This window comes from Microbacterium sp. K35 (assembly GCF_004794375.1).
GTDB lineage: Bacteria > Actinomycetota > Actinomycetes > Actinomycetales > Microbacteriaceae > Microbacterium > Microbacterium sufflavum.
In genome coordinates, this window is sequence record NZ_SSDM01000106.1 from 1 (window position 1) to 21,146 (window position 21,146).

Here is a 21,146-nt window from a genome sequence, read left to right on the forward strand (position 1 = left end):
GTGGCCGCCCTTCGTGGCGACGACCACGCGGTCCCTCGCGTCGGGGTGCCGGCGCAGGGCCGCGGCGAGGGCGCGCTCGTTCACGCCCATCTCGCTCGACGGTCCGTACGAGTCGGCGGTGTCGAACAGCGTGATGCCGGCATCGACCGCGGCGTGCACGGCGCGGACGCCCCGCTCGACATCCGACTCCGGGGTCTGCGTGAGCGTCATCGCGCCCATCCCGAGCGCCGAGACCCGCAGGTCGCCGAGCGCGCGCTGCGGCATCATCGGCCCACGACCGTCCAGCCACCATCCACCGGCAGGCACTGGCCGATCACGTGCGTGGCATCGCGCAGCAGCCAGATGATCGCGGCGGCGATCTCCTCGGGATCGGCGAGACGGCCGCGCGGCGTGCGGCGCTCGACCGCGGCGAGGTCGTAGCCGCCGGCCACCAGCTCCTGCACCATCGGGGTGAGCGTGTGGCCGGGGGCGACCGCGTTCACGCGCACGCCGAGCGGCGCCCACTCGACCGCGAGGTTCTCCATCAGCTGCCGCTCCGCCGCCTTCGCCGGACCGTAGTCGGCCTGGTTCGCCCAGCCGCGATAGGCCGTGGTCGACGACACCATCACGATCGACCCTGGTTCTCCATCGAGACGCCGCACGAGGGCCCGCGACACGGCGAGCGCCCCGACGACGTGCACGTCGTACAGCAGCCGCAGCCGGTCGAGGCCGATCTCCAGCGCGGGCATGTACGCCCCGCGGATTCCGTGGCACACGACCACGCCGCCCACGGGCGCGCGTTGCCAGGCGCGTTCCATCGCGGCCTCGACCGCCGCCTCGTCACGCAGGTCGACCGCCTCGGAGCTCACGTCGTCGTGGGCGCTCGGGCTCAGGTCGAACACCGTCACGGTGAGTCCGCGCTCGCGGAGCAGCCGCACCACCGCGTCGCCGATCCCGCTCGCTCCCCCGGTGACCACGACGTGGTCGGCGGGTCGATCCTGCGCCTGCTCCGGCATCATCCAGCTCCCTCGCTGCTCGCCCTCCCGGGCATGCTACTGTGATTCCCAAACAAGCGCTAGGTTTAGTGTCGGTCGCGCGAAGGAGCGGGAATGGCGGACAAGCAGGTCAGCATCGAGGAGGCGATCGGCACCCTCGAGAGCGGGATGACGGTCGGCATCGGCGGGTGGGGGTCGCGGCGCAAGCCCATGGCCCTGGTGCGCGAGATCCTGCGCCGCGACATCACCGACCTCACCGTGGTGGCCTTCGGCGGCCCCGACGTGGGGTTGCTTGCCGAGGCCGGGCGCATCCGTCGCCTCGTCTACGGCTTCGTGTCGCTCGACAGCATCCCGCTCGATCCGCTGTTCACGCGGGCGCGCGAGCGCGGGGCGATCGAGGTCGAGGAGTACGACGAGGGGATGTTCGTCGCGGGGCTGCGTGCCGCGAACGCCCGCCTCGACTTCCTCCCGATCCGCGCGGGCCTCGGCTCCGACGTGCTCCCGGCGAACCCTCGGCTGCGCACCGTCCGCTCCCCCTACTCCGACGCCGAGTACGTCGCGATGCCGGCGCTCCCCCTCGATGTCGCCCTCGTGCACGTGAACCGCGCCGACCCGCAGGGCAACGCGCAGTACCTCGGCCCCGACCCGTACTTCGACGACCTGTTCGCGATGGCCGCGCAGCGCACGATCGTCTCGGCCGAGAAGGTCGTGCCGACCGCCGCACTGCTCGACGAGGGCTCGTTCCACACGCTGCTGTTCAGCCGCCTCTACGCCTCCGCCGTGGTCGAGGCACCACGCGGGGCGCACTTCACCACGTGCGCGCCCGACTACGACCGCGACGAGGCGTTCCAGAAGCACTACGCCGCATCCGCCAAGGACCCCGACGCGTGGGCGGAGTTCGCGCGCACGTACCTGCACACCGACGAGGCGGGGTACCACGCCGCCGTCGCCCGCTTCCACGCCGACCGAGGAGAGTCATGACCACCGTCGCCCCCACGCCCGCGACCGTCGCCACCACCGCCGAGGTCTGCGTCGCGGCCTGCGCCGACACCTACCGCGACTCCGGCGAGGTGCTCGCCCACGCCGTCGGGATCATCCCGTCCCTCGGCGCCCGTCTGGCCAAGCTCACCACGGCGCCCGACCTGGTGCTCAGCGACGGCGAGGCCTTCTTCCTCAGCGGTCCGCCGATGCCCGGCGACACCGCAGCCCCCGCACCGACGATCGAGGGGTGGGCGCCGTTCCGCCGCATCTTCGACATCCTCGCGACCGGCCGACGCCAGAGCATGATGGGCGCCAGCCAGATCGACCGGCACGGCAACCAGAACATCTCGCTCATCGGCGACTGGGACCGCCCCACCAAGCAGCTGATCGGCGTGCGCGGGGCTCCGGGCAACACGGCCAACCACCGTGTGGACTACTGGGTGGCCCGGCACAGCCCCCGCGTGTTCGTGGAGTCGGTGGACATGGTGTCGGGTGTCGGCACCGACCGTGCGGCCGAAGCCGGGCTGGAGCACCACCGCCTCGGCGTGATCGTCACCAACCTCGCCGTGCTCGGCTTCGACGCGGACGGCATCGTGACGGTGCTCTCGGTGCACCCCGGCGTCGACCCGCAGCTCGTGGCGGACAGCACCGGCTTCGCGCTGGATGCGAGCGCCGCACCCCTCACGCGCACGCCCGACGCGGAGGAGCTGCGGCTGATCCGCGACGTGCTCGACCCGCGCGGCACCCGCAGCCGCGAGGTCGCAGACTGACGCGGGCTCCGCTCAGTCGGAGAGGAGGCCCTTGTGCAGCAGGTCGAGGAAGTTGTCGGTCAGGCTGGCGGCAGTGTGCCCGCGGCCGGGCCGGTACCACGCGACCGTGGACCACACGGCGTCGCGGATGAAGCGGTAGGCGATGGGCGCGTCGATGGAGTCGCGGAACACGCCGACCTTCTGCCCTTCACGGATCTGCGACAGCCACAGCTCCTCGATGCGCTCGCTGTTCTCGCGCAGGAACTCGAAGCCGGGCTGGCGGCCGAGGAACGACAGCTCGTTCTGGTAGAGGCCGACCGCGTCGGGCTGGCTCTCGATCGTCGTGAAGGCGTGCGCGATGAGCTTGTCGAGGATGTCGCGGGGGCTGCCGCCCTCGGCCACGATCTCCTCGAACCGATCGAGCAGCCCGGTCATGAAGCTGCCCAGGATCTCCTGGAGGATCGCCTCCTTGGAGGAGAAGTGATGGTAGAGGCTTCCGGAGAGGATGCCAGCCTCGTCGGCGATGTCGCGGACCGTGGTCGCGGAGTACCCGCGCTTGGCGATCAGGCGCGCGGCGATCGAGAGGATCTGATCGCGTCGCTCGGAGCTCTGCTCCTGGCGGCCTCCGCTTTTGGTCGTTGCCATTGCTGCTCCTTCACAGAAAATCTCACAAGCGCTTGCTCAAGTGTGCCGCATGCGAGCGGTTTCCCGAAACATCCCTTCGGAGTGTACGCATGATCTGGGAAAGGACGTCCATGACAGTCTCGGAAGCCACCACGGTCCCCGCCCTCCTCACGGAGATGGCGGCGCTCGGCGATCACCCCGCCATCGTCGACGGCGACGTGACGATCGGCTACGCCGAGCTGCGGGACCGCGTGGAGGACGTCGCCCGCGCCTACCTGGCGCAGGGCGTGGCGCCCGGCGACCGCATCGGTCTCTGGGCGCCCAACCGGTACGAGTTCATCCTCGCGATGCTCGGCGCCCAGCTGGTCGGGATCGCGGTCGTGCCGTTGAACACCCGCTTCACGGGTCACGAAGCCGCCGAGATCCTCGCCCGCTCCCGCGCCACCGCGCTCGTGCTGGCGGACGGCTTCCTCGGCAAGTCCTACAGCGAGATGCTGCGCGATGCAGCGGCCGAGCGCGGCGGGGACGGCCCGGTGTTCCCCGGGCTCCCGCACCTCCGCACCGTGGTCTGCCTGGACGGCGACGGTGCCGGCGGGCTGCTGTCGTGGGACGCCTTCCTCGCCGGCGGTGGAGCCGTGGCACCGTCACGGGTGGCCGAGGCTGCCGCGGCGGTCGGTCCGGACGACATCATGGACGTGCTGTTCACCTCGGGCACCACGGGCGTGCCCAAGGGCGTGCTCAGCGCGCACCGGCAGACCCTGTCGGTCGCGCGCGCCTGGGGCCTCGGAGCCCGCCTCACGCCGGAGGACCGCTACGCCGTCGTGAACCCCTTCTTCCACGGCTTCGGCTACAAGGCGGGCATGATCACGTCGCTCATGGCCGGCACCACGATCTACCCCCTGGCCGTGTTCGACGCCGACCGCCTGCTCGACCTCGTGCAGTCCGCCCGCATCAGCGTGCTGCCCGGCGTGCCCACCATCTTCACATCGCTGCTCGACCACCCCCGCCTCAGCGAGTACGACCTGTCGTCGCTGCGGTTCGCGATCGCCGGGGCCACGGCCGCCCCCGCGACGCTCTTCCACGACATGGTGAACGTGCTCGGCTTCGAGACCGTGGCCCAGGCGTACGGCCTCACCGAGTGCGTCGTCGCCACCCTCTCCCGCCCCGGCGAGTCGCTGGAGCACACGGCCCAGACCACCGGACCCGCGGTCGAGGGCGTGGAGATCCGGGTCGTGGACGAGGAGGGGAACGACGCGGGGGTCGACGTGGACGGCGAGATCCTGCTGCGCGGCCCCAATGTGATGCTCGGCTACTTCGAGGACCCGGCCGCGACCGACGCCGTGCTCGACGCGGACGGCTGGTTCCACACCGGCGACGTCGGCCGTCTCGACGAGCACGGCTGCCTCAAGATCACCGACCGCCTGAAGGACATGTTCATCGTCGGCGGCTTCAACGTGTACCCCGCCGAGGTCGAGAACGCGCTGCGCAAGCACCCGGCGGTGAACGAGTCGGCCGTGATCGGTGTGGACGACGACCGGCTCGGCACCGTCGGCCGCGCCTACGTGCTGCTGCTGCACAACGCGGAACCGCGCCCCGACGCCGCCGAACTCGAGACCTTCTGCCGCCGGCACCTGGCGAACTTCAAAGTGCCGCGCGAGTTCGTGCTCGTGGAGGACTTCCCCCGCAACGCCACCGGCAAGATCCTCAAGTCCGAGCTCCGCGACCGCGCCTGACCCGCCGCGGTCGATTGGCCCGCGCGACCCCCGGCCGGTAGCCTTCGAGGTCGGCCACGGGGAAGGACGGGGATGCGGGGACACGACCGATCGGCGGGGATCACGCGACGCACGGCGATGCGGGCGGCGGTGTGGACGGTACCGGTGGTGGCGGTGACCTGCGCGGCGCCACTGGCGGCGGCGTCCACCGCGCGCCCGGCGGTGCAGATGCTGCCCGTCACCATCGACCGCGCGACCTTCACCTGGCCGGGAGCGGTGGTCGGCAACCCTGGGACGACGCCGATCACCGTGACGTGGTCGGTCGCGGTGTCACCCGAGCTGGACTGGATGACCGGGCCCACCACGGGCTCGACGACGGTCCCGCCCGGCTCGTCCGCCACCATCGCGGCGGGGGTGCAGGGATTCCCGGTCGCCGCGGCGTGGCCCACCACGCTCACCCTCACGCTGCTGCGCGACGGCGGCAGCGAGGATCACAGCCTCGTGTTCCAGGCCGAAGAGGCCTGACCGGGATCCGGGGCTTCAGCTCAGGCGCTCGAGCACCATCGCCATGCCCTGGCCACCCGCGGTGCACATGGTCTCGACCGCGAACTGCTCGTCTCGCTCCCGCAGCGCGTTGATCGCCGTGGTCGTGATGCGCGCACCCGTCATGCCGTAGGGGTGGCCGAGGGCGATCGCGCCGCCGTTGACGTTCACGCGCTCCGGATCGATGCCGATGTCCGCGATGGACGGCACGACCTGGGCCGCGAACGCCTCGTTGATCTCCAGGAGGTCGATGTCGCCGATGCTCATGCGGGCGTGGGCGAGCGCCCGCTCGACGGCCTGCACGGGACCCAGCCCCATGATCTCGGCCGACAGCGCCGACACCCCGGTCGACACGATGCGAGCGAGCGGGGTCAGCCCCAGCTCGGCGGCTCGGGTGTCGCTCATGACCACGAGCGCCGCCGCCCCATCGTTCAGCGCGCAGCAGTTCGCGGCCGTCACGGTGCCGTGCGGGCGGAACACGGGCTGCATCCCGCTGATGCCGTCCAGGGTCACCCCCGCGCGGGGGCCGTCGTCGGCCGAGACCAGCGTGCCGTCGGTCAGACGCACGGGAGTGATGTCCTTCTGCCAGAAGCCGCGGGCGGCCGCGGCCTCGGCACGGTTCTGGCTGAGCACGGCCCACTCGTCCTGCTCGCGCCGGGAGACGCCGCGGAACGAGGCCACGTTCTCGGCGGTCTCGCCCATCGCGATGTAGATGTCGGCGAGCTCGCCGCGCGCGCGCGGGTCGGACCACACGAACTCCGGGTCCTGCGCGTCCCGGGCGGTGCGGGCAGCGGCGTCGGCCCACCGCGGGTTCTTGGTGTCGGGCATGCCGTCGGCCTTGCCGGACCCGAACTGCGACACCGCCTCGACCCCGGCCGACACGAACACGTCGCCCTCGCCTGCCTTGATCGCGTGGAAGGCCATGCGAGTGGTCTGCAGCGAGGACGCGCAGTAGCGGTTGACGGTGGTGCCGGGCACGCCGTCCCACCCGAGCTGCAGCGCGACCATGCGGCCGATGTTGTACCCCTGCTGACCGGCCGGCTGCGCACACCCCATCATCAGGTCGTCGATCCCGGCGGGGTCGAGTCCCGGCACGGCTTCCACGGCGGCGCGCACCATCTGCGTCGCGAGGTCGTCGCCGCGCATGTCCTTCAGGCTGCCCTTGAACGCGCGGCCGATGGGCGAGCGCACGGCGGAGACGATGACGGCTTCGGTCATGAGGGGGTTCCTCCAGAGTCGGGCAGGCGGTCGGCCTGCCGCACGATGTCGGCGTTCGGGGTGTGGGCGAGGAAGGCCGGCCATTCGCCGCCGCCGTCGACCGGGATCACGGCACCGGTGAGGTGCGCGGAGAGGGGGGAGGCGAGCACGACGCACACGGCCCCGAGTTCGGCGGGGTCGGCGAGACGTCCGCGCGGGATGGTGCGCGCGATCTCGGCGTATTGCTCGGGCGTGCCGTAGTGATCTGCGGCGCTCTCGGTGTGCACGAGCCCGCTGCTGACCGCGTTGACGCGGATCTCGGGGGCCCACTCGACGGCGAGGCTGCGGGTCAGGCTCTCCAGTGCCGCCTTGGCCGCCCCGTAGACGGCGGTGCCCGGACTCGGACGGCGCGCACTGATCGAGGTGATGTTGACGACACTGCCCTTCGCTGCGCGCAGAGGCTCGAACGCGGCGCGCGTGGCGACGGCGGCCGAGAGGAAGTTGATCTCGGTGATCGCCTGGAAGTAGCGGGGCGAGCCCGCCTCGAACCGGCCGAAGGGGGAGCCGCCGACGTTGTTGACGAGTACGTCGAGCCGTCCGTGGCGCTCGGCCACGTCGCGGATCCACGCCTCGTTCTGCGCCGCGTCGCGCACGTCGACGGGGCGGAAGGAAGCGCGGCGCCCGTCGCGCTCGGGAACCCCGTCGGGCTCGGAGCGCCCGCAGAACTCGACCTCGGCCCCGGCGTCCAGGAACGCGTCGACCACGCCCCGGCCGACACCACGACCGCCGCCGGTGACCGCGACGACCTTCCCCGCGAAATCGATGACCAGACTCACTGCGCACTCCTCCGTACCGCGCTCCGGTGCGACGGCCTGTCCATGCTACCAACCAAATGCTAGGTTTGTTGCATGGGTCACGAAGACGTACCTCCCCGCTCTCCGCGCACGATCGTCGTCACCGGCGGTGCGCTCGGCATCGGTGGCGGCATCAGCCGCCGCTTCGCCGCTGAGGGCGACCACGTGGTGCTGGTCGACATCGACGCCGACGCCGCTGAGGCGACAGCGTCGGAGATCGAGGAAGACGGCGGGAGCTGCACCGCGCTCGTCGGCGACATCACCCGGGACGACACGGTCGCCCGCCTGGCGGCCCACGTTCAGGAGCAGCACGGTCATGCGGAGGTGCTCGTCAACAACGTCGGCGACTTCCGCCCCGCGAAGTCGTTCTTCGCCAAGAGCCCACCGGAGCAGTGGCAGCGGTTGCACGAGCTGAACCTCTGGCACGTGTTCGCGGTGACGCACGCCCTGCTGCCCGGAATGATCGCGGCCGGCCGCGGCAGCATCGTGAACGTGTCCACCGTGGAGGCCTTCCGCGGCATCCCCGGCAACGCGGTGTACTCCGCCTACAACGCCGGCGTGTCCGCCTTCACCAAGAGCCTGGCGGTCGAGCTCGGCCCCTCCGGCATCCGCGTCAACGCGATCGCCCCCGACCTCGCCGACACCCCTCAGACACCGGCCGAGCTGATGCTCGCCGGACGCGACCCCGCTCTGCTGCGCTCCTGGCTCCCTGCCGGGCGCTTCGGTCGACCGGAGGACTTCGCGGGCGTGGTGGCGTTCCTCGCCTCCGACGACGCCGCCTTCGTGACCGGACACACCATTCCGGTCGACGGCGGCACGCTCGCCGCCTCCGGCTGGTACGGCCGCGCGGAGGGCCGCGGCTGGACCAACCTGCCGGATCGAGCATGAACCTCGCGGAGCTGGTCGATCGTCAGGAGATCCACGCCCTCGTGCTCCGCTACTGTGCTGCGGTCGACCGGGCGGATTGGGGCGCGGTGCGTGCGGTGTATGCCACGGACGGCGTCGACCACCACACCGGTTTCTCCGGTGACGCCGACGCCTACGTGGCCTGGTTGCGCGAACGGACCGCGGTCTTCGACGGCACTGCGCACCTCACCGCCAACCACACGGTCGAGCTGCTCGGCGACCACGCGTACGCGGAGACCTCCGGCACCGCTGTGCACTGGGGATCCCCGGCCGACGACGAGACCCGCAACTTCACGAGCGGCTTCCGCTACCTCGACCACCTGCGCCGCGACCCGGACGGCTGGCGGATCGTCGAGCGCCTCGCGGTGCGCGACTGGACCCGGTCCGACGCCGGGCGCCTACGCGACCCCGAGGGCGACGGCCCACGCGGACGGCGAGGCCCGGACGACCCCACCAACGCGTTCCGGGAGCGGGTGCGGACGACAGCCGAGAGCGCGAGGAGGATGACATGACCGCGGACATCGAACGGCGGCTGCGGCTGCTGGAGGACCGCCTGGAGCTCATCGACCTGGAGGCGACGTACGCACGCTCGTTCGACGAACGCGACGGCGCCGCGTGGAGCGCGCTCTTCACGGACGACGGGGTGTACCAGTCCCGGCCCGTGGGCGACGCGCCGCCCGTCACGTTCGTGCAGGGTCGTGCCGCGTTGGAGGCGTTCTGCCGCGACGCCCCGTTCTCCGGCATCCACTTCCTGCACCTGCCGCAGCTGCGGTTCGACGGCGACCGGGCGACCGCCCGCGTGCACCTCGAGTTCCACGGCGACCACCCGGCAGACCCGGGCGCACCCCGCGTGGCGATGCGCGGGTACTACGACGTGGCGTACCGCCGGGTGGACGGTCGCTGGCGCATCGCCCACCGCGTCACCACGGCGTTCGGACGCGAACAGACAACGGTGCTCGGCTATCCGCCCGCGGCCGTGCTGCCGGACTGATCCGAGCGGAGGTCGGGCGAGATCACGGTCAGGCGTGGCCCCGGTCAGACGGGGAGGACGAGCCGGAACCGCTCGCAGAGCACGGGCATGTCCGGGGCGTAGCCACGCGGGTTCTCGGAGTGGGTGCGCCAGTAGCGCTCGTGCACCTCGCGCCAGTGCTCCAGCGTGCGGTCGCCCTCCCCCTCGGCGAAGGCGTGCGCGGCATCGACCCGGTCGAACGGCACGACCTCGAGCGCGGTCGTCTCGATCACGGCGCGCGGCTCCCCGCGTCCGTCGAGGATGATGCTGAGCTCGCCCACCTCGGGCAGCGGGTCGCCGGTCGCCTCGTAGTCCCACAGCGACGACGCGGTGCCGACCTTCACACCGGCGAGCACCAGCGCGAGCAGCTCGTCGGCGTGCGCCGGGGTGGCACCGAACGCCCACGCCTCCGGCACGGCCTCCGGGAGGTGCGGCAGCGCCCCCCTCGCGTCGCGCCAGTACTGCTCGATCCCCGCACCGTCATCCACCCGCCCAGACTAGCGGCGGACACCCCCGCGACCGCCTGCCGTCACGCGACCGCGCCGAAGTACGCCCGCTGCAGATCCTCCAGGGACACGTCGGCCGCGGCGCCCGCGAGCGTCGTGCGGCCCATCTCGATCACGGCCACCTCGTCGGCGATCGCGACGGACTCCTGCACCGCCTGTTCGACGAGGAGGATGCCGATGCCGGTCGCCTTCAGCTCGTGCACCCGCTCCATGACCTCCTTCACGATCACGGGGGCCAGGCCCTGGCTCGGCTCATCGAGGATCAGCAGTTTCGGCTTCGCCATGAGCGCCTGCCCGATCGCGAGCATCTGCTGCTGTCCGCCCGACATGCTCGCGGCCGGGAGGGCCCGCTTGCTGCCGAGGATCGGGAACAGCTGGTAGATCTCGTCGACCGAGGAGGCGAGGCCGCGCTTGCCGAGGCGTCGCGAGAAGCCGCCGAGGATCAGGTTCTGCTCGATCGTCAGCTCACGGAAGACCTTCTTGCCCTCCTGCACGTAGGAGATGCCGCGCGCGACCCGCTTGTGCGGCGCGTCGGCGAGAGGCGCCCCGAGGTAGGAGACGGAGCCGCCCGTGACTCGGTTCAGTCCCGTGATGGCTCGCAGCGTGGTGGTCTTGCCGGCGCCGTTGCGACCGAGCAGCACCGTGATCTCTCCCGACCGCACCGTGAGCGACACGTCGCGCACCACGGTCAGGTCGCCGTAGCCGGTCTGCAACGCCGACACCTCCAGCAGCACGTCACTCATGGTCGCCGCCTCCCGCCGCGTTGGTCTCCGCCGTGACGCCGAGGTACTCCTCCATCACGCGCGGGTTGCTCTCGATCTGCTCCGGGGTGCCGTGCGCCATGACCGCGCCCTGGGCGAGCACGTAGATGTCGTCGGCGAGACGGAGCACCAGCTGGAAGTTGTGCTCCACGAGGATCACGGTCATCCCGGCGTCGCGCAGCCGGCGCACCAGGCTCTCCAGCACCTCCAGCTCGTCCTCGTCGAGGCCGGAGGCGACCTCGTCGAGCAGCACGACCTGGGGCGAGGCCGCGAGGCTGCGCGCGACCTCCAGCAGGCGGCGGTTGCCGAGCGGGAGGGAGTCGGCCGGCTCGTCGCGCTGCGCGCTCAGCCCGACCAGTGCCAGGGCACGTTCGGCCGCCGCGCGGTTCTCCCGACGCGCCCGCCAGAACGACGGCAGGCGCAGCACCGACGCGAACACGCTGGCGCGCTCGGTCGCGTAGCACCCGGCCTGCACGGCTTCGAACACGGTGAGCTTCTCGGGGATGTTGGGGGTCTGGAACGTGCGCGACACTCCGGCCCGCGCGACCCGATACGACGAGAGCCCCTGGATGGGCCGCCCGTCGAGCTCGATCGTGCCGGCGTCGGTGCGGTAGAACCCCGAGATCATGTTCAGCAGCGTGGTCTTGCCCGAGCCGTTGGGCCCGATGATCGCGGTGACCGCGCCCGGCGCCGCCTCGATCGAGACCTTCGAGAGTGCCTGGTTGCCACCGAACGCCTTCGAGACACCGTCGGTGCGCAGCAGGGCGCCGTCGAGCCTCTCGACCTCGGCCGGGGCTGCGGGCACGGGCTCGATGCCGACCCTGCGCTTCGCAGCGATGTCGGCCTTGCGCACGAGGCTGCGCACGAGCCCGGAGAGACCGCCGGTGAATGCGACCCCTCCGATGAGCAGGAACGCACCGGAGATGATGAGGCCGAACTTGCTGAAGTTCGTCGACTGGTTCATGCCGAACTGCAGCACGGCCGCGCCGATGAGCGCCCCGTAGATGCTTGCGGATCCGCCGAAGATCGACGCCGCGAGCACCGTCATCGCGAAGGAGAACGCGAACGCCTCCGGCGAGATGAACAGGTCGAGGTTGGCGAACAGCACGCCCGCGATGCCGGCCGGCACCGCGCCGATCGCGTACGCGGTGAGCTTGGCGCGGAAGACCGAGATGCCCATGGACGACGCCAGCACGGGGCTCTGCTTGAGCACGCGCAGGGCGGTGCCGTGGTCGGACACGACGAGGTTGCGGATGAGGGCGAACACGACGATCGCGATCGCGACGATCAGCACGTAGTACGTCCGCCCGTCGATCATCTGCCCGAAGGAGGTCGCGGGCATGATGCCGGCCAGGCCGTTGCGACCGCCGGTCTCCTCCTTGAAGATCGACAGCACGTCGGGGACGATCAGGATCAGGAAGAACGAGGTCATCGCGAGCGACCAGCTGCCGAGCCGGAGCCCGGGGATGCCGGAGATCAGGCCGACGATCAGGGCGGCCCCTCCGCCGATCAGCAGTTGCAGCCAGATGTCGGTCACGCCGGCCTTGTTGGCGAGACCCGCCGCGTAGGCACCGGCGGCGTACATGGCGACCTGACCCATCGCGAGCTCGCCCGCGTAGCCGAGCGAGAGGTTCAGGCCGAGCACGATGAGGGCGAGGATGAGCGTGAGCTCGATCTGCCGGGTCGCGCCGTAGTTGAGCCCCAGGAAGGGCAGCACGAGCAGCACCGCGCCGATGGCGAGCGGCCAGAGCCACCCGGGGACGGCACGCAGTTTCAGCCAGAGAGCGGCCATGGTCACACCGTCCGTTCCACGCGACGGGTGAAGAGCCCCGTCGGTTTGACCATCAGGATCACGATCAGGATGAAGAACACCGTCAGCCCCGCGTAGTCCGCGCCGATGTAGCGCGTGGCGAGGGCCTCGGCGAGTCCGACGATCAGCCCCCCGACCAGCACGCCGCCCAGCGACCCGAAGCCGCCGATGGCGAGCACCACGAAGCCCTTGAGCGCGAGCGAGGCGCCGAGGGTCGCGACCGCGTAGGTCTTGGGCCCGACGAAGACGCCGAGGAACCCGGCGAGCACCCCCGTGAAGATGAAGGCCAGCAGGGCGAAGCGCCGCACGTTCACGCCGCGCAGCTGGGCCGCCTCCCGGTTCTCGCTCATGCCGAGCAGGGCGATGCCGGTCATGCTCCGCTTCGCGAACTGGGTGAGCACCACCACGAGCACGATCACGAGCACGATCAGGGCGATCTCGACGGGGTACACGCGGCCGCCGAGGAACTCGAGCACCTGGTCGCCCATGAAGAAGGGGACACGCTTGGGCTCACCGCCCCAGATCACCTGTGCGACGCCTTCCATGATGATCGACGCGCCGAGCGTGGTGACGAGCAGGTTGTGCGGGTCTTTCACCGGTCGGATGGCGACGCGCTCCTCCAGCGCGGCGATCCCGCCGACGATCACGGCCGCGCCGATCGCGACGAGCCACCAGGGCAGACCCCAGACGACGATGCCGACGTACGCGAGGAACGCACCGAGCATCATGAGCGCCGCCTGGGCGAAGTTGAAGGTCTTCTGGGAGAGGAAGACGATGTTGTAGCCGATCGCCACCAGTGCGTAGATCGCACCGAGCGCGAGGCCGGACCAGATGATGGTCATTGCGGTCGGGTCCTTCCATCATTGTGGCTTCGAGGCGGCGGGCTCCGTGTGCCGACGGCTCGGATCCGCGGGGGATCCGAGCCGCCGGCCGTGGTCGCTCGCCGGCCGGGTCAGGGCTGGAACTGACCGTTGACGAGCTCGCCCGGGGGGATGAACGCGAACTGGTCCGGGCTCACGTGCGGGCTGTGCGCGTCCTTCTCGAACGCGTAGTTGGCGAGGATCGCCGTCTCGGCCGCCTTCTGCACCTCGGGGTCGATGAGCGCCTCGACCAGGGCGTCGGGGTCGTCGATGCCACCGGCCTTCTCCGCGGCGGCCTTGAACAGCAGCGCCGAGTCGTAGTTGTACGCGAGGATCAGCGACGACTTGATGTCGCCCGCAGCGAGCATACGCTCCACGGCGTCGTTGACCTTGGTGTCGTCGGGGTTGTACTGGGTGCTGGAGTACACCTGCATGGTGAGGTTCTTCACCTGATCGGTGCCGAGCACGCCGTCGGGGGCGGGCGTGGCGATCAGACCGGTCGCGGCGACGGAGGAGTTGCCCATCACCGGCACGTCCCAGCCGAGCTTCTCGAGGCTCTGCAGCACGTAGCCGAGCGGGGCGCCGTAGGCGTCGAGAACGAGCACGTCGGGGTCGCCCTGCTGGAGCGCCGACAGCTGCGGGGTCATGTCGAGCGCGGCGTTGTCGAAGCCCTCGTTGCCGGTGACGGTGAAGCCCGCGTCGGCGAAGGTGGTCTCACCGAGCTGTCCGAACAGCTCGCCGTAGGCGCTGGAGCCGTGCAGGATGGCCACGTCCTCGTAGCCGCGATCCTCCATCTCGGCGACGAACGAGCCGAGGTAGTCGGGCACGGACGCGCTCAGGTCGAAGCTGTAGGGGTTGACCGAGGGGTCGCCGGAGCCGGTGGTCGGGCCGATGTTGAACGACACGATCTGGTTCTGCGTGAGGATCGGCAGCATCGCCTCGGTGATGGTGGAAGGGCCGGAGTTCATCACGAGGGCGGGCTTGCCCTCGGTGGCGATGTACTCGCGCAGCTTGGTGACGGCGACGGTCGGGTCGGCGTTGTCCTCCAGATGCGTGATCTCGACCTCGCGGTCGAGGATGCCGCCCATGTCGTTGACGGCGTCGACGGAGGCGAGGGCTGCCGTGACGGCGGTGGTGGCGTTGTCCGCCAGGATGCCCTCCGCGCCCATGCCGCCCAGCACCACGATCTTGATCGGATCGCCCCCGGCGTCCCCGCCGCCGCTGTTGTCGGCGTCCGCATCGCCGCCGGAGCAGCCGGCGAGCGCCATGGACGACACCACGATCCCTGCGGCGACTGCCGCGAGCCTCTTGAATCGCATTTCCGAACCTCTCTCATCGTTGAGTTAGAGCGACCAAACGCTTGCTTAGTAAATCACACTCGGATCACCCGGACAATGCCCAACCGGTCAATTGCTTGGTTGATGACGGAACTGCTGTTAGATTCGCCGCTCATGGACACTCCGCAGAGCATCGACGCCCGCCAGCCCTCCCCCCTCGACGGCGTCGCCGTGGTGACGGGAGGCACCGGAGGGATCGGCTCGGCGATCGCGCGCGGCCTGGTCGCGGCGGGCATGCGCGTGGTCGTCACCCACCGCTCCGAGCCCGCCCCCGAGGTGCGCACGGCCCTGGGTGCCGACATCGAGCTGCACCGCCTGGACGTGCGCGACGAGGAGGCAGCGCGCGCCCTCGCGGACGACCTCGTGACACAGCACGGTGCGATCCACACGGTGGTGCACGCCGCCGGTCCCCACGTGCCGATGGTGCACCTGTCGAAGGTCCCCGTGGCGCAGTTCGCCCGCCAGGTGGACGACGACCTCGTGGGCTTCTTCACGATCGCTTCGGCATTCCTGCCCGCCCTGCGCCAGGCGTCCGGCTCGCTCACGGTCGTGACTAGCGCCGGCACCCGCCGATACCCCGTCCGCGACGGGCTCTCGGTGGCCCCGAAGGGCGGGGTGGAAGCACTGGCGCGCGGGCTCGCCGCGGAGGAGGGCCGCTTCGGCGTGCGCGTGAACGCCGTGGGCCCCGGGATGCTGTGGGACGGCATGTCGGCCCGCCTCATGGCCTCGGGCGACCTCGACCAGCGGGCGCTCGACGTGGCCATGGCCAACATCCCGATGCGCCGCTTCGGCACCGCGGACGACATCGCCGCGGCGGTCTCTTTCCTCGCGTCGCCCGCGGCCGGGTTCATCACGGGGCAGAAGCTCGACGTCGACGGGGGCTTCGGGCTCTGAGCCCCGGGGACGGTCACGCGCGGCCCGGCGTCATCGCATGCCCTGCAGGCGCTCGAGCAGCCAGTCGATGCGGGCGGCCTCGTCGCGGTTGAACCGCTCCGCCCACTCCAGGGCGACCCCGGAGAACCGCCACGCCTCTTCGCGCTCGGCTCCCCTGGCGTGCGCCCCCGCGTCCTCAGCGGTCCGCAGTGCCTCGTCGCGGTAGGCGGTGAGCGCGGCGCGCAGGCGGTCGAGATCGCCGTTGTGCGCGGCCCACAGGCGCAGGATCTGCGGGTGCTTGAGCACCACCGGCTCGGGCGGCACGTTGTCGGTCCAGCGCCGCATGTGGTCGCGTCCGAGCGGGGTGATCGCGTACAGGCGCCGGCTCTTCGCGGCGTGCGTCTGCTCCACCCGGGAGACCGCGAGGCCGAGGTCCTCCAGCCGGCGCAGCTCGGTGTAGATCTGGCTCTGCGACGGAGCCCAGTAGAAGAACGCGAGGCTCTGGTCGGCCCACTGCTTGACGTCGTAGCCCGACAGCTCGGTGTCGAACGACAGGATGCCCAGGACGGCCCAGCTCGTGGCGGGCAGCTCCGGCAGCTGCGGGGTGTTCTCGTGATCGGTCACTTGACCTCCTCGTCGTTGAGTGAGATATTCCTGATCGTACTATGACTAACAGTCATACCGACGCCGATCGAAGGAGATCAGGTGGACGAGACGACCCGGATGCTGGACCTGCTCAACGCGACGTTCCCGCCGATCTGGACGATGGACCCGCTGGCGGGACGCGCCGCCGTGGATGCGCGCATCCGCCCCGCCGCGAACCTCGACGACGCCGACGCGGAGGACGCGGTGGTCGCGCGCGGCACGCACCCGATCCCGATCCGCGTGTACCGCCCCGCGACGATCCGCGATGGCGCGCCCGCCACCGTGTACGCGCACGGCGGCGGCTTTCTGCACGGCTCGATCGCCGGACACGACGGCTTCTGCCGACGCTGGGCGCGGGAGACGGAGTCGATCGTCGTGTCGGTCGACTACCGGCTCGCGCCGGAGGCGGGACCCGGCGCTGCCCGGGACGACCTCGTGGCCGCCGCGGACTGGGCGATCGCGGCGGGCCTCGCGCCGCACGGGCTGCTCCTCGCAGGGGACAGCTCGGGGGGCAACATCGCCGCCGGCGCCGCGATCGCCCTCCGCGACTGCGGCCACAGCCCCGTCGTCGGCCAGGTGCTGCTGTACCCGTTCCTGGACCCGGCCATGGCCACGGAGAGCCATCGCACGCGAGCCGCGGGGTACTTCGTGACCGCCGAGCTGCTCGCCCACTACTGGCGCACCTTCCTCGGTGACGCCGCCGACCGGGTCCACCCCGACGTCACGCCGCTCGCGGTCGACGACCTGGGCGATCTGCCGCCCGCCGTCGTCGTGACCGCCGGGCTCGACCCGCTGTGCGACGAGGGGGCGCTGTACGCCCGGCGTCTCCGCGCCGCCGGGGTGCCCGTGGTCGAGCGACACCATCCCGACCAGTTCCACGGATTCCTCACGATCCCCGGCTACGGCCCGGCCGCGTCCGCCGCGGCCCTCCTCTGGAGCGACGTGCGCGCGCTCACCCCCACCCCTGCGAAGGAGCAGACATGACCACCCAGCACGACCTCCTCGTCGTCGGCGCCGGCCTCGCCGGGCTGTACACCACGATCCACGCCGAACGGGCCGGGCTCGACGTGCTCGGGCTGGAGGCCGGCGACGACGTGGGAGGCACCTGGTACTGGAACCGCTACCCCGGTGCGCGGTGCGACGTGGAGAGCATCGACTACTCGTTCTCGTTCGACGACGAGCTGCAGCGCGAATGGCGATGGACCGAGCGCTATGCGACACAGCCCGAGATCCTGCGCTACCTAAACCACGTGGCCGACCGCTTCGACGTGCGCCGCCACTACCGGTTCGGGCAGCGCCTGTCCGCCGCGAGCTGGGACGAGGGGCGGCAGCACTGGGAGGTGCGCACGGAGACCGGGCTGACGGCGACCGCGCGGTGGCTGGTGATGGCGACGGGCGGGCTCTCGAAGCCGCAGCTGCCCGATCTCCCCGGGCGCGACACCTTCGCCGGCACCGTGCTGCAGACCTCCGCCTGGCCCGAGGGCCCGGTCGACCTACGGGGGCGGCGCGTGGCCGTGATCGGCACGGGGTCGTCCGGTGTGCAGGCCATCCCGCTGCTCGCGGAGCAGGCGTCCGAGCTCACGGTGTATCAGCGCAGCGCCAACTACAGCGTGCCCGCGTTCAACCGTCCGATCGACGACGAGGAGTGGGCACAGCAGCAGCGGGCCCTACCGCGACGGCGCGAGCTGTCGTGGAACGGTGCCGCGGGCTCGCCGTGGACGAGTCATCCCGTGCCCTTCGCGGAGACCGGCGAGGAGGAGCGGCGGGCGGTGTTCGAGGAGAGCTGGACCCGCGGCGGCGTGCTGTTCGCGAAGGCGTTTCAGGGCCTCACGGTCGACCCGGTGATCAACGACGCCGCGCGGCTGTTCTTCGAGGAGAAGCTCGCCGAGCGCGTGCATGATCCCGAGGTGCGCGCGACCCTGACCCCGCGCGATCACCCCGTGGGCACCAAGCGCATCTGCACGGACTCGGGCTACTACGAGACGTTCAACGCCCCGCACGTGACGCTCGTGGATCTGCGCACGGAGCCTCTCGCCGAGGTCACCCCCACCGGCATCCGCACGGCCGCCCGGCACCGCGAGCACGACGTGATCGTGTACGCCACGGGCTTCGACGCCATGACCGGGGCCCTGACCGCGATCGACATCCGCGGGCGCGAGGGCCGCTCGCTGCGCGAGGACTGGAGCGGCTTCCCCTCCACCTACCTCGGCATCGGACTGCCCGGGTACCCGAACCTGCTGGTGCTGAACGGCCCGGGCAGCCCCAGCGTGCTGTCGAACATGGCGCTCACGTCGGAGCAGCAGGGCGACCTGGCGCTGCGGATGATCGCGCACTGCCGTGACCGCGGGTTCACGTCGATCGAGGCGCGCGCGGATGCGGCGGAGGCGTGGACGGCGCACTCCCTCGAGCTCGCCGACCGCACGCTGTTCGGCTCCGCACCCTCGTGGTACACCGGCGCCAACATCGCGGGGAAGGCTCGCGGCTTCCTGCCGTACATCGGCGGCTTCAAGGCCTACATCGACCGGTGCGAGGAGGTCGCCGCCGCCGGGTTCCGCGGTTTCGTGCTGTCGTCGCGCTGATCGCGGAGTCGGGCTGGCCTTCGGACGACCTCGCCGCTAGAGTCAAACAAGCAAATGCTTGGGCAAAGGAGCGCGGGATGAGTGCCATCGACCTCGGATTCACCACGGGAGACGCGGTGCTCATCACCGGCGCGGGCAGCGGCATCGGCCGGGCGACCGCCGTGCGCGCGGCCGAGCTCGGGCTGGCCCTGAGCCTGTGGGATCTGAACCCCGAGGGACTCGAGGAGACCGCGACGCAGGTGCGCGCGGTCGCCCCCGCGGTGCACACCTGGGTGGCCGACGTGTCGGACGATGCCGCCGTGTCCGCGGGTTTCGCCGACGCCGCCGCCACCCTCGGCCCGGTGCGCTACCTGCACAACAACGCCGGCCCCGCGTCTGCTTCCACACTCCCCTTCGACCCTGCCCTGGAGATCTGCGTGGGCAGCGTGCGCCGTGTGACCGACGCCTGGGCGGCGGCCGGTCCCGGCACCGGCGCCGCGATGGTCGCCACCACCTCGGTCGCCGGCAACCTCGTGGGCACCGACAGCGCGTGGTACTCCGCCGCGAAGGCCGCCATCATGGGCTACGTCCGCCACCTCGCCGCCCACCGCGCCCACGAGTTCCGCTCCAACGGCGTGGCGCCCGGGATGACCGACACCCCGCGGCTCGCCGGGTTCGCGAGCAGCGAGACCGGACAGCGTGTCCTCACGCGCATTCCGCTGAAGCGCATGGCCACGCCCGACGACATCGCCTGGGCCACACTGTTCCTGCTCTCGCCGCTCGCGGGCTACGTCAACGGCGTCTTCCTCCCGGTCGACGGGGGCTGGACGGTCACCCAGTGAGCGCGGAGCCCGAGCGCCCGGTGCTGCACTCCCACACGACCCGCCTCAGCTACGCGGACACCGACCCCGCGGGGATCCTCTACTACGCCGCCTGGTTCCCGAAGATGGAGGCGCTGCAGTCGGAGTTCCTCTATCTGCAGGGGCTACGGCAGGACACGCTGGTCGAGCGCTTCGGGTGGTGGACGGTGTCACGCGCCACGACGTGCGAGTACCTGGCCGCAGCCCGCCTGTTCGACGAGGTGCGCATCGACCTGCGTCTGGGACGCATCGGCGCCTCGTCGTTCCGCTTCGCGTTCCGCATGACCCGACTCGACGACGACGTGCCGGTCGCGCGCGCCGAGAACACGGTCGTGACGGTCTCCCCCGCGCAGGAGCCCGTGCGCATCCCCGCCGACCTGCGCGCGCACCTGGAGCGCTGGGCGGGAGGGGGTGCCGCATGAGCGTCGACCTGCGCACGATCGGCGACCGTCAGGAGATCGCGATGCTGCTCGCCCGCATCGCCCACCTGGCCGACGCGGGAGACCCCGCGGAGTACGTGCGGTGCTTCACCCCGGACGCGGTCTGGGACCTCACCGACGCGACCGACCTGCCGATGGACGTGCAGACGATCTCCGGGAGGGCGGCGCTGCTCGCGGGCGTGCACGAGCGCCGTGCGGCCGGCATCCAGGGCCCGGGCACCCACACGCGGCACGACGTGTCGAGCATCGCGGTCGAGGTGGACGGCGATCGGGCGCGGTCGCGCGCCTACTTCCGCTACTACCGCGGCACCGACGGGGCGCCCGTGCTCGCGGCGATGGGGGTGTACGCCGACGAGTTCGTGCGCGACGGCGACCGCTGGCTGCTGCGGCGACGCGTGATCAGCCGGGGCTGAGCCACGCGCGGGCCCGGCCGCTGCGTACGAGCTCGCGGTGCATCTCGGTCTGCCGCAGCGCGGAGTGCAGCCAGAATCCGTCGAGACCCTGCCATCCCGCGGTCCACGTGAGGCGCTGCGCGTACTCCCACACCGGTCTGTCGCCGAGCTCGTCGACCAGCGCTGCTACCTCGGCCGTGCGACGCAGATGGTGGGCCGCGATCCGAGCCCGCCGTTCCCTCAGACCGGTGAACCGGAACTCGTGGCCGGGCAGCACCGTGAAGGCGTCGAACGGCGCCAGGCGGTCGAGCGAGTCGAGCAGGTCGCCCAGGGGCTCATCGCCCGGCAGCACGCCGATGCCGACACCGGAGTAGATGCGCGGCAGCACGTGATCGCCCGTGAACAGCAGTCGCGCGTCTCGGTCGGCGAGGCAGACGTGACCGCCCGTGTGCCCCGGGGTCGCGACGACCTCGAGGCGCCGCCCGCCGAGGTCGAGCACGTCGCCGTGGGCGAGCAGCACGTCGGGCTCCACCTCGCCGGTGAGGGACGGACGCG

The 21,146-nt window shown here is 71.4% G+C and carries 25 protein-coding genes; 13 read left to right on the forward strand and 12 right to left on the reverse strand.

Going from position 1 to position 21,146, the window contains the following annotated elements:
* Positions 1-267, reverse strand: a 267-nt coding sequence (locus DW299_RS02895) for an aldo/keto reductase (RefSeq protein WP_136035581.1), incomplete at its 3' end; no start/stop codon positions are given.
* Positions 264-998 (reverse strand): SDR family NAD(P)-dependent oxidoreductase, encoded by a 735-nt coding sequence (locus tag DW299_RS02900; protein WP_205812726.1) that lies wholly within the window; start codon positions 996-998, stop codon positions 264-266. The genes DW299_RS02900 and DW299_RS02895, both read right to left, overlap by 4 nt.
* Before the next feature lie 90 nt (positions 999-1,088).
* Between DW299_RS02900 and DW299_RS02905 the strand changes: the two genes are divergently transcribed.
* Positions 1,089-1,955 carry a CoA transferase subunit A gene (locus tag DW299_RS02905; protein WP_136034088.1) on the forward strand — a complete coding sequence of 289 codons (867 nt, stop codon included), beginning with the start codon at positions 1,089-1,091 and terminating at the stop codon, positions 1,953-1,955.
* A complete protein-coding gene (locus DW299_RS02910; RefSeq protein WP_136034087.1) occupies positions 1,952-2,725 on the forward strand; it encodes a CoA-transferase subunit beta in 774 nt (257 codons plus the stop codon). Before DW299_RS02905 ends, DW299_RS02910 begins: the two co-directional genes overlap by 4 nt.
* Before the next feature lie 12 nt (positions 2,726-2,737).
* Here DW299_RS02910 and DW299_RS02915 read toward each other — a convergent pair whose 3' ends face one another.
* Complete coding sequence (locus tag DW299_RS02915; RefSeq protein ID WP_136034085.1) at positions 2,738-3,349, reverse strand: TetR/AcrR family transcriptional regulator; 612 nt, start codon at positions 3,347-3,349, stop codon at positions 2,738-2,740.
* 110 nt (positions 3,350-3,459) lie between these two features.
* Between DW299_RS02915 and DW299_RS02920 the strand changes: the two genes are divergently transcribed.
* Positions 3,460-5,061: an AMP-binding protein gene (locus DW299_RS02920; RefSeq protein WP_136035582.1), complete on the forward strand. Its 1,602-nt coding sequence runs from the start codon at positions 3,460-3,462 to the stop codon at positions 5,059-5,061.
* Positions 5,062-5,133: 72 nt separating this feature from the next.
* Positions 5,134-5,565: a hypothetical protein gene (locus tag DW299_RS02925; RefSeq protein ID WP_136034081.1), complete on the forward strand. Its 432-nt coding sequence runs from the start codon at positions 5,134-5,136 to the stop codon at positions 5,563-5,565.
* A gap of 15 nt (positions 5,566-5,580) precedes the next feature.
* Here the strand turns inward: DW299_RS02925 and DW299_RS02930 are convergent, their stop codons facing one another.
* Both DW299_RS02930 and DW299_RS02935 read right to left on the reverse strand, forming a co-directional pair.
* Positions 5,581-6,801, reverse strand: a complete 1,221-nt coding sequence (locus tag DW299_RS02930) for an acetyl-CoA C-acetyltransferase (protein ID WP_136035583.1) — start codon at positions 6,799-6,801, stop codon at positions 5,581-5,583.
* Positions 6,798-7,616, reverse strand: a complete 819-nt coding sequence (locus tag DW299_RS02935; protein ID WP_136034077.1) for an SDR family oxidoreductase — start codon at positions 7,614-7,616, stop codon at positions 6,798-6,800. Before DW299_RS02935 ends, DW299_RS02930 begins: the two co-directional genes overlap by 4 nt.
* A 72-nt stretch (positions 7,617-7,688) precedes the next feature.
* Between DW299_RS02935 and DW299_RS02940 the strand changes: the two genes are divergently transcribed.
* The 3 genes from DW299_RS02940 to DW299_RS02950 are packed head-to-tail and all read left to right on the forward strand — an operon-like array spanning position 7,689 to position 9,531.
* Positions 7,689-8,522, forward strand: a complete 834-nt coding sequence (locus tag DW299_RS02940) for an SDR family NAD(P)-dependent oxidoreductase (protein WP_136034075.1) — start codon at positions 7,689-7,691, stop codon at positions 8,520-8,522.
* Positions 8,519-9,052: a nuclear transport factor 2 family protein gene (locus DW299_RS02945; RefSeq protein ID WP_136035584.1), complete on the forward strand. Its 534-nt coding sequence runs from the start codon at positions 8,519-8,521 to the stop codon at positions 9,050-9,052. Before DW299_RS02940 ends, DW299_RS02945 begins: the two co-directional genes overlap by 4 nt.
* A complete protein-coding gene (locus DW299_RS02950) occupies positions 9,049-9,531 on the forward strand; it encodes a nuclear transport factor 2 family protein (protein WP_136035585.1) in 483 nt (160 codons plus the stop codon). The genes DW299_RS02945 and DW299_RS02950 overlap by 4 nt, the downstream gene beginning before the upstream one ends.
* Before the next feature lie 44 nt (positions 9,532-9,575).
* Here the strand turns inward: DW299_RS02950 and DW299_RS02955 are convergent, their stop codons facing one another.
* The 5 genes from DW299_RS02955 to DW299_RS02975 form a co-directional block, all read right to left on the reverse strand.
* Positions 9,576-10,037, reverse strand: a complete 462-nt coding sequence (locus DW299_RS02955; RefSeq protein WP_136035586.1) for an ASCH domain-containing protein — start codon at positions 10,035-10,037, stop codon at positions 9,576-9,578.
* 41 nt (positions 10,038-10,078) lie between these two features.
* Entirely contained in the window at positions 10,079-10,798 is a 720-nt protein-coding gene (locus DW299_RS02960; protein ID WP_136034066.1) for an ABC transporter ATP-binding protein, read from the reverse strand.
* A complete protein-coding gene (locus tag DW299_RS02965) occupies positions 10,791-12,608 on the reverse strand; it encodes a branched-chain amino acid ABC transporter ATP-binding protein/permease (protein WP_136035587.1) in 1,818 nt (605 codons plus the stop codon). Before DW299_RS02965 ends, DW299_RS02960 begins: the two co-directional genes overlap by 8 nt.
* A 2-nt stretch (positions 12,609-12,610) precedes the next feature.
* A complete protein-coding gene (locus DW299_RS02970; protein ID WP_136034062.1) occupies positions 12,611-13,468 on the reverse strand; it encodes a branched-chain amino acid ABC transporter permease in 858 nt (285 codons plus the stop codon).
* Positions 13,469-13,578: 110 nt separating this feature from the next.
* A complete protein-coding gene (locus tag DW299_RS02975) occupies positions 13,579-14,805 on the reverse strand; it encodes an ABC transporter substrate-binding protein (protein ID WP_136034060.1) in 1,227 nt (408 codons plus the stop codon).
* A gap of 132 nt (positions 14,806-14,937) precedes the next feature.
* Here DW299_RS02975 and DW299_RS02980 point away from each other — a divergent pair, with 132 nt between their 5' ends.
* Positions 14,938-15,717, forward strand: a complete 780-nt coding sequence (locus DW299_RS02980) for an SDR family NAD(P)-dependent oxidoreductase (protein ID WP_136035588.1) — start codon at positions 14,938-14,940, stop codon at positions 15,715-15,717.
* Between the two features lie 30 nt (positions 15,718-15,747).
* Here the strand turns inward: DW299_RS02980 and DW299_RS02985 are convergent, their stop codons facing one another.
* Positions 15,748-16,320, reverse strand: a complete 573-nt coding sequence (locus tag DW299_RS02985; RefSeq protein WP_136035589.1) for a PadR family transcriptional regulator — start codon at positions 16,318-16,320, stop codon at positions 15,748-15,750.
* An 81-nt stretch (positions 16,321-16,401) separates the two neighbouring features.
* Here DW299_RS02985 and DW299_RS02990 point away from each other — a divergent pair, with 81 nt between their 5' ends.
* The 5 genes from DW299_RS02990 to DW299_RS03010 all read left to right on the forward strand — a co-directional run bounded on the left by DW299_RS02990 (position 16,402) and on the right by DW299_RS03010 (position 20,612).
* On the forward strand, positions 16,402-17,325 hold the full coding sequence (locus tag DW299_RS02990; protein ID WP_136035590.1) for an alpha/beta hydrolase: 924 nt from the start codon (positions 16,402-16,404) through the stop codon (positions 17,323-17,325).
* Complete coding sequence (locus DW299_RS02995; RefSeq protein ID WP_136035591.1) at positions 17,322-18,920, forward strand: flavin-containing monooxygenase; 1,599 nt, start codon at positions 17,322-17,324, stop codon at positions 18,918-18,920. The genes DW299_RS02990 and DW299_RS02995 overlap by 4 nt, the downstream gene beginning before the upstream one ends.
* 77 nt (positions 18,921-18,997) lie before the next feature.
* Complete coding sequence (locus DW299_RS03000) at positions 18,998-19,741, forward strand: SDR family NAD(P)-dependent oxidoreductase (RefSeq protein ID WP_136035592.1); 744 nt, start codon at positions 18,998-19,000, stop codon at positions 19,739-19,741.
* Complete coding sequence (locus DW299_RS18845; RefSeq protein WP_168387243.1) at positions 19,738-20,181, forward strand: acyl-CoA thioesterase; 444 nt, start codon at positions 19,738-19,740, stop codon at positions 20,179-20,181. The genes DW299_RS03000 and DW299_RS18845 overlap by 4 nt, the downstream gene beginning before the upstream one ends.
* Complete coding sequence (locus tag DW299_RS03010) at positions 20,178-20,612, forward strand: nuclear transport factor 2 family protein (RefSeq protein WP_136034047.1); 435 nt, start codon at positions 20,178-20,180, stop codon at positions 20,610-20,612. Before DW299_RS18845 ends, DW299_RS03010 begins: the two co-directional genes overlap by 4 nt.
* On the opposite strand, the gene DW299_RS03015 is transcribed toward DW299_RS03010, so the two are convergent.
* The coding region (locus DW299_RS03015) for an MBL fold metallo-hydrolase (protein ID WP_136035594.1) at positions 20,599-21,146 on the reverse strand (548 nt) is incomplete at its 5' end. The two genes, DW299_RS03010 and DW299_RS03015, sit on opposite strands and share 14 nt — an antisense overlap.

Excerpts from the sequence above, each read along its gene's own strand:
- DW299_RS02940 (WP_136034075.1), top strand. The coding sequence starts at position 7,689 with ATGGGTCACGAAGACGTACCTCCCCGCTCTCCGCGCACGATCGTCGTC.
- DW299_RS02975 (WP_136034060.1), bottom strand. The coding sequence starts at position 14,805 with ATGCGATTCAAGAGGCTCGCGGCAGTCGCCGCAGGGATCGTGGTGTCG.
- DW299_RS02960 (WP_136034066.1), bottom strand. The coding sequence starts at position 10,798 with ATGAGTGACGTGCTGCTGGAGGTGTCGGCGTTGCAGACCGGCTACGGC.
- DW299_RS02980 (WP_136035588.1), top strand. The coding sequence starts at position 14,938 with ATGGACACTCCGCAGAGCATCGACGCCCGCCAGCCCTCCCCCCTCGAC.
- DW299_RS03000 (WP_136035592.1), top strand. The coding sequence starts at position 18,998 with ATGAGTGCCATCGACCTCGGATTCACCACGGGAGACGCGGTGCTCATC.
- DW299_RS02905 (WP_136034088.1), top strand. The coding sequence starts at position 1,089 with ATGGCGGACAAGCAGGTCAGCATCGAGGAGGCGATCGGCACCCTCGAG.
- DW299_RS02965 (WP_136035587.1), bottom strand. The coding sequence starts at position 12,608 with ATGGCCGCTCTCTGGCTGAAACTGCGTGCCGTCCCCGGGTGGCTCTGG.
- DW299_RS02945 (WP_136035584.1), top strand. The coding sequence starts at position 8,519 with ATGAACCTCGCGGAGCTGGTCGATCGTCAGGAGATCCACGCCCTCGTG.
- DW299_RS02930 (WP_136035583.1), bottom strand. The coding sequence starts at position 6,801 with ATGACCGAAGCCGTCATCGTCTCCGCCGTGCGCTCGCCCATCGGCCGC.
- DW299_RS02910 (WP_136034087.1), top strand. The coding sequence starts at position 1,952 with ATGACCACCGTCGCCCCCACGCCCGCGACCGTCGCCACCACCGCCGAG.
- DW299_RS02925 (WP_136034081.1), top strand. The coding sequence starts at position 5,134 with ATGCGGGGACACGACCGATCGGCGGGGATCACGCGACGCACGGCGATG.
- DW299_RS02915 (WP_136034085.1), bottom strand. The coding sequence starts at position 3,349 with ATGGCAACGACCAAAAGCGGAGGCCGCCAGGAGCAGAGCTCCGAGCGA.
- DW299_RS02970 (WP_136034062.1), bottom strand. The coding sequence starts at position 13,468 with ATGACCATCATCTGGTCCGGCCTCGCGCTCGGTGCGATCTACGCACTG.
- DW299_RS02900 (WP_205812726.1), bottom strand. The coding sequence starts at position 998 with ATGATGCCGGAGCAGGCGCAGGATCGACCCGCCGACCACGTCGTGGTC.
- DW299_RS02920 (WP_136035582.1), top strand. The coding sequence starts at position 3,460 with ATGACAGTCTCGGAAGCCACCACGGTCCCCGCCCTCCTCACGGAGATG.
- DW299_RS02950 (WP_136035585.1), top strand. The coding sequence starts at position 9,049 with ATGACCGCGGACATCGAACGGCGGCTGCGGCTGCTGGAGGACCGCCTG.
- DW299_RS03010 (WP_136034047.1), top strand. The coding sequence starts at position 20,178 with ATGAGCGTCGACCTGCGCACGATCGGCGACCGTCAGGAGATCGCGATG.
- DW299_RS02995 (WP_136035591.1), top strand. The coding sequence starts at position 17,322 with ATGACCACCCAGCACGACCTCCTCGTCGTCGGCGCCGGCCTCGCCGGG.